Below are 405 nucleotides of genomic sequence, written 5' to 3' on the forward strand. Positions count from 1 at the left end.
GTCTATGTCCATTGAGTGGCTTGTGGCCGGTCTGGCGCTGGTCGCCGCGCTGGTGGCGTTGGCTGTTTGGCATGGCCGCAGGGCGGTACGGACGCTTAAAGCGGTGGAAGCCGACCTGCATCGCGCCGAGGTGGCGGGGCAGGATCAGGCCGAACGGCTTGCCGCATTGGAAAAACTGCGCGACGGCCAACAACGCGCCGAGCAGGCCATTGCCACTGGCACCGCGGTGGTGCGTGAAGTACACAAGGGCATTGCCGAAATCCCGCTCGCGGTGCTGGAGGCGATCCCCGGCGCGAAGGCCCCGGCGCAGGCGCTGCGCGGGCTGCATCATTCGATCAGCGATGGCGTTTACGGCGCGCTGGAGAATCTCAACAAGGCAGTCGGCCGCGAGCTGCGGCGTAACCA

Annotated in this window: 1 protein-coding gene; it reads left to right on the plus strand. The window is 66.7% G+C overall.

The features are described from left to right. Positions 1 to 22 precede the first annotated feature (22 nt). Positions 23 to 405: hypothetical protein (locus K6M89_RS30650; RefSeq protein ID WP_222141868.1), on the plus strand; the 383-nt coding region annotated here is incomplete at its 3' end.

The sequence above is a fragment of the Rhizobium croatiense genome, from assembly GCF_019793465.1.
GTDB classification, from domain to species: Bacteria; Pseudomonadota; Alphaproteobacteria; order Rhizobiales; family Rhizobiaceae; genus Rhizobium; species Rhizobium croatiense.